The organism is Acetobacter sp. DsW_063 (assembly GCF_002153745.1).
In the GTDB taxonomy this organism is placed as follows: domain Bacteria; phylum Pseudomonadota; class Alphaproteobacteria; order Acetobacterales; family Acetobacteraceae; genus Acetobacter.
In genome coordinates this window covers 1-8154 of the sequence record NZ_JOPL01000027.1, presented here as the reverse complement: position 1 = coordinate 8154, position 8154 = coordinate 1, and the positions used below count along the sequence as shown (strand labels likewise).

Here is an 8154-nt window from a genome sequence, read left to right as displayed (position 1 = left end):
CAACCTCTCGCTCAATTCAATACATTAATAGGTCCTGAACCTAGATCACGACGTAGGTGAAATCCAAAATCCAACGCCAGTTCCGCGCGGAGCCGTGAACTGTCGGTTAACGCGGTCAATCGGATAGTGCGCGCTCTTGCTGCGGATCATGCCCTGCGGGCCGCAGGGCAAGCATTGACCTCGCGATCGCAACATCTGGCTACTGCAACACTTCCCCGACGAAGCTGATGCAAGACTTTCTACACACCGTAGACGCCGAAATGCTCGATGGCGGTCTGCAGGATTTCTGACTTCGGGGCATAGCCGCGCTTGCTCCGGACGGAACAGCGATCTTGGTTCACGTCATTTGCGAGTCCGCTCATAGTAGGTTCACTGGACGATCTGCAGCACCTTGCAGATCGGCTCGCCCCCGTGCTCACCCTCATGTTCCAGAGCCAGTCGCACCGCTCGGGCACGTACCGTAGGGGAAAACCTCTTCACAGATTTGCTCATCAGACCTTACTTCTCAAGAGAATAAGGCCTCCACCAATCCCGGTAAGGTTCAGCCCGACAGAGATGAGCACAGACGACAAAGCGACCCCAAGGTCAGCCCCGAGCGCCACTACGAGTGGAACTGCATGGTCCGCCGTGGTTTCATCCAAATTCCACCTTACGAGACTCCGGCCTATAAGGTGAACTTCATATCGTTTCTGCCGGGAAATACCGTCTAGTATAAGGGGTGGCGAATGCGCGTCTGCGCATCTCACCGACGACGTTCCTAAGATTATAACAAACAGACGTTTACCGTTATATTGATATACTGTATAACATTATCGTATGATAAAAATTAAACTATCGCATTAAGTGTATTAATGTTTAAGGCCGACTGCCTACACACAGGATGCGTGCGCGTATGCATGTCGTGGCTGGCGTGACGGTTATCCGTTATGACTGAAGAAGCTTTCCGGAGCGTAGAAGGGTCACGCGAACTAGCGGCCCTTTTCAGACAAAATTTCCCGTGGCTCGCACGGTACCTCGGACGCAAGCTCGGAAGCGCCGAACGTGGCGAAGATGCCGCGTCGGAGGTCTTTGCTCGGGTCGCGCGCAGCCGGAACGTGGACACTCTGCTGTCTCCGCGGGCCTACCTTCTTGTTGTCGCGAGGCGCCTGATCGGGGAACTTCGAGGTCGGGGGATGCTGGAACAAACCTATCTCGAGGCTTTATCCCACGTAACCGAAACATCCAGCGCTTCTCCTGAGGCGGTCGTCAGCCATCTTCAGGAAGTCCGGGTGATCGACGCCGCGCTTGCTACACTGGCGCCCCGAGCGAGACTGGCCTTCGTAATGCATCGCGTCGACGGAAAAACACACGCAGAAATCGCAGAACATCTTGGGGTTTCGATCAGCATGGTCCGAAAGTATATTGCCACATCAGAACAAAAATGCCGTGCAAATTTGAGCGACGCATAGAAGGACTGCCCCCAATGCCCGACAATATACCGTCCCCAGACGCTCTAGATCGCACATTAGCCGAAATGCGGCGACAACTGGGCGCGGCCAAAGTCGGAAAAGCCTACGAGCGGCGTATCAACCGTCGCAGCTTTCTGATGAGGACGGCGACAGCAGCCGCGCTCGCAGGCGGCGGAGTATACGTCGCCAGAGACAATGACATCGACTTGCCGGGCATGGGGGCAGACGTTCATACGGCGACCGCGCAAATCAGTCGGATTGAGCTCGCCGCGTCGTCACGGATTACCCTGGCGCCGAGAACGGCTGTCGACATCCGTCACGAACAAGGCGTCTCTCTTGTCCGCCTCAGGCATGGGACCGTTCTGTTTGAACCGGGCGAATCACGACTGTCCGCTGCTATTCGTGTGGAAACACGAATGGGCGCGGTCGAGACGATTTCAGCGCCTTTCCAGGCGAGCGCGTCGTCTCAGTCGCTCGCTGTTTCAGCTGCGGACACTCCGGTCGCGCTACACGGTCAGAAGGGGCAATTGGTGCTGGTCCCAGCGGGTTGCACGGTCGCAATGTCACCGTCGGGCATGCTCAGGACTACGTCGCTGTGGGACGATGTCAGAGCGTGGACCAGAGGTGATCTTATCGTCGAAAGCGGCACGCTTCGCGATGTTGTAGTTGGCCTGCGTCCCTACTGGGATGGACACATCGTGATGTCGCCGCGGGCGGCGGACATACCCGCTGCAGGTGTGTTTTCGCTTCTGCAGGTCGATCGCACCTTGGGACAGCTCGGCGCCGACTTCCCGATCCAAATCAGTCACCTGCCGTTCAGGACCGTTCTCCTCACAGCAATATCATGACTGCATAAGCACTATATAAATTAGTATAATTATTTTTTTCTCTTTTTGGTGTCAGTTTTTTTTTCTCACCACTCTCTATGGTTGAAACAACCTGAACGTGACCGAGAGTGCGGAAAGATATGACAAAAATCAGGCGATGGAATCGGGTCGTCGCATCGCTGATGATAGCAGGGGTAGCCGGGCGGCACGCGCTGGCGGAAACACCGAGGGCTTATCATTTTGCTTTGCCTTCGGCGCCTCTAGCCGAAACACTGATCCGCATTTCGGCGCAGAGTCACTCGCATATAGGCTTCTCACCGACGCTCACAGCGGGCCTTAAGGCCGGTCCAATCCGAGGATTCCTGACCCCATTGCAGGCGGTGAACGCAGCACTGGCGGGAACGAATCTCTCGCCCAGAACACAAGCCGACGGGAGTCTGGCAATCGGGCGGGAGGCTACGACTGCCAAAACCGCGCCCAACCCAGGCCCCGAGCCAGCGGCGCTACAATCTTCCGCAGCCGTGCGCAAGGCCGAGAACGTCGAGCACATAGAGGCCCGCGGAATGCGCTCCACACGCATTCACCTGCAGAACAAGCCTGTCGCCTCTACAACAGTCGACAAGCAGCAGCTTGAGCTTAACCAGATCACGAACCTGCAGGAAGCTATACGGCTTCAGCCAAGTGTACAATTTCAGTCGGCGAACCTGCGTAATACAACCATTAACATCAGGGGCCTCGGAGCCGCTTCGACGGGCACAGATGGTCTCGAAAACGGCGCAGCCGTCTACATCGACGGCATATATCAGGCGCGTCCGGGTACCGCGCTTTTTGACATTCCGGAGCTGGAAAGCGTGACCGTTCTTAAGGGACCGCAAGGCACGCTGGGCGGCATCGACACGACGTCGGGAGCAATCCAGATCGAAACGCGCCTCCCCTCATTTCGACGCAGAGCGGAACTGGAAGCGCAGGCGGGAAATTACGGCGAATATATGATCAAGGCCGATTACTCCCAGGCTTTAGGACACTCTGAAAAGGCCGCGTTCAGTGTAGACTATTTCCAGTCTGCTCTCGGTGGGTACGTTAAAAACATTTACACTAACAACACAATTTATGGGTATCTGGACCGTGGTGTGAGAGGGCAACTTCTCCTTCGTCCCGACGATGACGGCAATCTCCAAATCCGTATCGTTGGCGGATATAACCATAACTCCAACAGTATGGGCGTAGGACTCTACAACGGCACAGTCACCCGCTACGGCAACGGAAGCCCGATCTCCAGCACCTACATTCAGGCGGCTCAGCGCGTAGGTTACAAGATTCCCACGGCTAACCCTTATGGGTTGGGGACCGATATCAACAGTCAGCAAATGATCCGGTCAGAGGACGCGAACCTGAGCATGCACGCTGACTACAATTTGCACGGCTATACCTTGTCATCCATCTCTGCCGGATCGATATGGAATTTCTATCCAAGCTTGGATTCGGATTCGACGGGTATAGACATTTACGCAGCCAATCAGGCCCAAAATTACCAACGGCAATTCACGCAAGAATTTCGGATCACGTCGCCATCTCATCGCCGGTTTGAGTATAGCGGTGGCCTGTTCTACATGTGGCAGGAAGTCAAAGACCATTCGCGCAAAACGTATGGTTCGCAGTACGCGGCCTACAGCGCGTCTGCGTCGGCAACTCCGGAATCCATCGCCCTGACGGACAGGGCATTGAACGGGCTAAGCGTCCTCTCCAATGAAAAGCCAACTACGAACGCTTACTCCGCTTACGCCAACGCGACATGGCACGCGTCGCCTCGTCTGGATATAACGGGAGGCTTTCGGTACACATATGAGACAAAAAACGGAAGTTTCCTCCAGTATCTGAATGGCGGAGGAAATGTCACGGGTCTGAATGCCTCGCAAAAAGCAACGGTGCTACAACAACGCGCCGCACAGCTTGCTGCCGACCCGTATCAGGCATTGAAGCACGACAATGGGCTGGTCTCTGGCCAGATGACGGTCAGTTATCACGTCACTCCCACCCAATTGGTCTATGGCACTTATTCGAGGGGAGAAAAATCCGGAGGCGTGCTCCTGATCGGGCTTGCGTCCAATGTTCCCGCGACTGTCAAATCGGAATATCTGGACAACTATGAGATTGGGTATAAGAGCACGTTCCTGAACGGAAAAATCACTTTCAATGCAGATGCGTTCTGGATGGTGGATCACAATTACCAGACGTCGATAGTGCAGTATAACAACGCAGGGCTCGCGCTGACGTACCTCGCCAACGCCAAATCTGCTATCACGCGGGGCTTCGAGGCGGATCTGCGCTACAACCCGACTTCGAATCTTTCCATGTTCGCATCCGCCACCTACGACGACGCATATTATAATTCATTCGCAAGCGCTCCGTGCGCGATAGAGAACTCGTATAATAAATCTTGTAACTTTACCGGATCTCGCCTGGCTCTCGTTCCGAAATGGGTCGGTGTTCTTGGTTTTGATTATCAGCATGCTGTCGGAAATATCGGAGGCGTCAACCTCATGGCTTACGGAGGCGCGACATACACAATGCAATCCTCGTTCTTCGCCGCCACCAATGATTCAATCTACAGCCGGATTAATGGTTACGCACTGTTGAATCTGACCTTCGGACTTCGTAGCGAAGACCGAAAATGGGACGTCTCTGGCTGGATTCATAACGCCACGGATAAAAAGTACTTCACACTACTGGCTGGAAGTTCACCCCTTACGGCTCAGGTGGGTATGCCGCTCGCATTTGGTGGCACTGTCCGCCTGCGTTTGTGAAAGCGCCATTGTTCATGTCTGAAAGCCAAATAGGGAAACCGGTGAAGCCGTGCTGCTCCCCTACCCGGGACCAGATTACGCCGACGTCGCCACCATCAGTTACTGGTAGGCCGATAGCCCGTCCCAATGATGTCAACTGCGGCCGCCCTTCTCAGGAAGAAACGTCGCGCCGAGTTACGGCTTTCGATCCATCCAACATGGCCCTCATTCCGGGAGGCCTTTACGAGATCGGATACGAAGGCTCGCAGGCGCACATTGCGGACGGAGAGGGACCAGTCAGACAGATTGAGATAAACGCCTTCCTCATGGATCGCTTCTGCGTGACCAACCAGGACTTCGCTGTCTTCGTGGCCGCCACCGGTTACAAAACCGAAGCAGAGTGCCTTGGCTGGTCGTTTGTGTTTCACACCGACGTGCGACCTTCCGCCCGTCGCGACGTATTGTCGGCAAGGTTGCCCGGCGCACCCTGGTGGCGCGCAGTTCGCGGCGCCTTCTGGAGGCGGCCAGAGGGAAGAGGGTCACACATCACCGGGCGGGAGCGAAAGCCCGTCGTGCATGTTTCCTGGAACGACGCGCAGGCTTATGCAGTCTGGAAAGGAAAGCGCCTGCCCACAGAGAGTGAATGGGAGGTTGCCGCCCAGGGTGGATTAAGTGGCGCCATATATCCGTGGGGCGACGAATTGACGCCGAATGGACACCATCGAAGCAACACCTGGCAGGGAACTTTTCCGGATTTAGATGTAGCCGAGGATGGCTATGCGGGAACGGCGCCTGTGGACGCGTTTGAGCCTAACGGCTACGGGCTGTTCAACATGACCGGGAATGTGTGGGAGTGGTGTTCAGATTTCTGGAGCGCAAACTGGCATATGGTTGCAACCGATGCGACGCGAAAAAACCCGCAAGGGCCGAATGACGGGATCGATCACGTCATTCGCGGCGGTTCTTATCTATGCCACGCTTCCTACTGCAATCGCTACCGTGTCGCCGCAAGGACACGCACTGGGCCCGATAGCTCTTTATGCCATCTTGGCTTTCGCTGTGCTGCCTATGTTGCGAATGCGCACGAAATCTGACGAAAACAATGACTGGAAACTCAATGACGACGCTTACCCGACGCGCACTTTTATCCACCACCGCGCAAGCGACGATGGCGGCGGCGCTTCCATCCATTGCGCACGCCGGTCCTCAGCCGCGGCGACGTCCAAATATAATCTATATCATTGCTGATGATCTCGGCGTTTACGACCTCGGTTGCTATGGGCAAAAGAAGATTCGCACTCCCAATATCGACGCACTGGCCGCCAACGGCATGCTCTTCAACAGCGCTTACGGCGGCGCTCCGATTTGCTCCCCGTCGCGCTGCGCTCTTATGACGGGCAAGAACATGGGTCACTCCACAATTCGCGATAATTTCGCTCTACAGGGCGGAATTATCGGAAAACGCGGAAAAGAGTCTGTTAGACGCATCGGCCTCGCTCCCGGCGAAAAAACGGTGGCGACTGCTATGGCCGAAGCAGGATATGTGACCGGATTGGTCGGTAAATGGCATCTTGACGGATACGACCCCAACGCAATCCCCACACGACACGGCTTTCAGGAGTTTCATGGCTGGTTGACGCAAACGGAAACAACTCAGGGTTACTTTCCGACGCAGTGGTATTCCGGAGAGAAACTGGGGAACATCCCAGAGAACGCCAACGGGAAACAAACTGTCTATGAAACAGACATATGTACCGATCAGGCTTGCGACTTCATACGCAAGAATCAAAAATCGCCCTTCTTTCTGACCTTAGCTTACAACGCCCCGCACAGTCCGCATATCACCCCCACGACCGGATCCTACGCAGGACGTCCGTGGGGCGAGTATGAAAAAAATTATGCAGCAATGATTGAGTTTCTCGATGCCGGCGTCGGCGCCGTCGTACAGACGGTTCGGGAGGCTGGTCTTGAAAAAGATACAGTGATTTTTGTGTCCTCCGACCACGGTCCTCGGTCGGAACCTACTGCGGAACAAACTGAAGTGGTGGAGTTTTTTGATTCGCATGGATCTCTCCGGGGATACAAGCGCGACCTTTATGAAGGGGGAATTCGGGTGCCCCTGATAGTTTCATGGCCGGGGCACATTCGGGCTGGTTCAGTCAGCGATGAGCCGGTTTACCACCCCGATTTCCTGCCGACCGCAGTCGCACTCGCGGGCAACGGCCGCTTGTATCCAGATATGGATGGAGCGGATATCTCTCCAGCTCTTCTCGGTCGTGGAGGAATCGCATCCCGCTATCTCTATTGGGAAACATATGAACCATCTTTTTGGCAAGCGGCGCGGCATGGGCGCTGGAAAGCCGTGAAACCTGTCGGGGGAGGAAAAATCCAACTTTTCGATCTTCTTGAGGATCCGTCGGAAATCAAGGATGTGTCGGCAGAAAACTCGGCCATTGTTGAGAGTTTTGTACGTTGCTTTAAAGAGTGCCGTGTGGCGTCGCCAAATTATATCTAACAGTCAAGCTTTGAGACGCCATTGGGATGATGGGGCGTGGGTGACACCACATTGCGCTCCATGACCTTCTCCGTTCGCGGGACAACCGAATGATGAGAGATGATCATCACTTTTCGGATAGAACGCCAAGCTATAGTCCGATCTGACGAAGGGCAGGTTTGCGGGCAACGTTACGCGGAAGCTGCATTCCGATGAGTTTAAGCCCAAGGTCGCGCTGGACGCGGCCCGGGGTGAGCTGGCGGCGACGGAATTGGCGTCGGAGCATGGCGCGAATTAGCCGATAATCGCCCATTGGAAGCGCCAGGCGGCCGAGAGTGTTGTGAGCCCTTTGTCTGGCAGGGCGACGCAGGAAACAAGAGGGGGGGCAATGGAGGATCGCCTCTCATTTGAGACCAAAATACAGGGGATTTGGAGTGACGTTCTCAATACCGATGTTGGCGTTGATAATATAGCGAATATATAATTCCTTCAAATTGAATTGTGGGAAATTTTGACTGCAACCAGGAATCGGGCATCAGAAAGACCTTTTCCCACTAGGCTCAGGACTCATTCTTTAAGATAGAAGATGAAGCTTGCTGCGA

General features: G+C 55.0%; 6 protein-coding genes. 5 read left to right on the top strand and 1 reads right to left on the bottom strand.

The window, feature by feature from the left end:
• Positions 1–369 precede the first annotated feature (369 nt).
• Positions 370–492, bottom strand: a complete 123-nt coding sequence (locus HK28_RS14420) for a hypothetical protein (protein WP_255376459.1) — start codon at positions 490–492, stop codon at positions 370–372.
• A gap of 434 nt (positions 493–926) precedes the next feature.
• Between HK28_RS14420 and HK28_RS05935 the strand changes: the two genes are divergently transcribed.
• The 5 genes from HK28_RS05935 to HK28_RS05915 all read left to right on the top strand — a co-directional run bounded on the left by HK28_RS05935 (position 927) and on the right by HK28_RS05915 (position 7573).
• Positions 927–1448, top strand: a complete 522-nt coding sequence (locus HK28_RS05935) for a sigma-70 family RNA polymerase sigma factor (protein ID WP_086643694.1) — start codon at positions 927–929, stop codon at positions 1446–1448.
• A gap of 14 nt (positions 1449–1462) precedes the next feature.
• Positions 1463–2296, top strand: coding sequence for a FecR domain-containing protein (locus HK28_RS05930; protein WP_158093408.1), 834 nt, complete (start codon positions 1463–1465; stop codon positions 2294–2296).
• Between the two features lie 119 nt (positions 2297–2415).
• A complete protein-coding gene (locus HK28_RS05925) occupies positions 2416–5079 on the top strand; it encodes a TonB-dependent receptor domain-containing protein (RefSeq protein ID WP_086643692.1) in 2664 nt (887 codons plus the stop codon).
• 197 nt (positions 5080–5276) lie between these two features.
• Entirely contained in the window at positions 5277–6152 is an 876-nt protein-coding gene (locus HK28_RS05920; protein WP_086643691.1) for a formylglycine-generating enzyme family protein, read from the top strand.
• 74 nt (positions 6153–6226) lie between these two features.
• Positions 6227–7573 (top strand): arylsulfatase, encoded by a 1347-nt coding sequence (locus HK28_RS05915; protein WP_233140386.1) that lies wholly within the window; start codon positions 6227–6229, stop codon positions 7571–7573.
• The last annotated feature ends 581 nt before the right edge of the window (positions 7574–8154 follow it).

Coding starts and splice junctions, on each gene's coding strand:
- HK28_RS05920 (WP_086643691.1), top strand. CDS start 5,277: ATGGCCCTCATTCCGGGAGGCCTTTACGAGATCGGATACGAAGGCTCG.
- HK28_RS05915 (WP_233140386.1), top strand. CDS start 6,227: ATGGCGGCGGCGCTTCCATCCATTGCGCACGCCGGTCCTCAGCCGCGG.
- HK28_RS05935 (WP_086643694.1), top strand. CDS start 927: ATGACTGAAGAAGCTTTCCGGAGCGTAGAAGGGTCACGCGAACTAGCG.
- HK28_RS05925 (WP_086643692.1), top strand. CDS start 2,416: ATGACAAAAATCAGGCGATGGAATCGGGTCGTCGCATCGCTGATGATA.
- HK28_RS05930 (WP_158093408.1), top strand. CDS start 1,463: ATGCCCGACAATATACCGTCCCCAGACGCTCTAGATCGCACATTAGCC.
- HK28_RS14420 (WP_255376459.1), bottom strand. CDS start 492: ATGAGCAAATCTGTGAAGAGGTTTTCCCCTACGGTACGTGCCCGAGCG.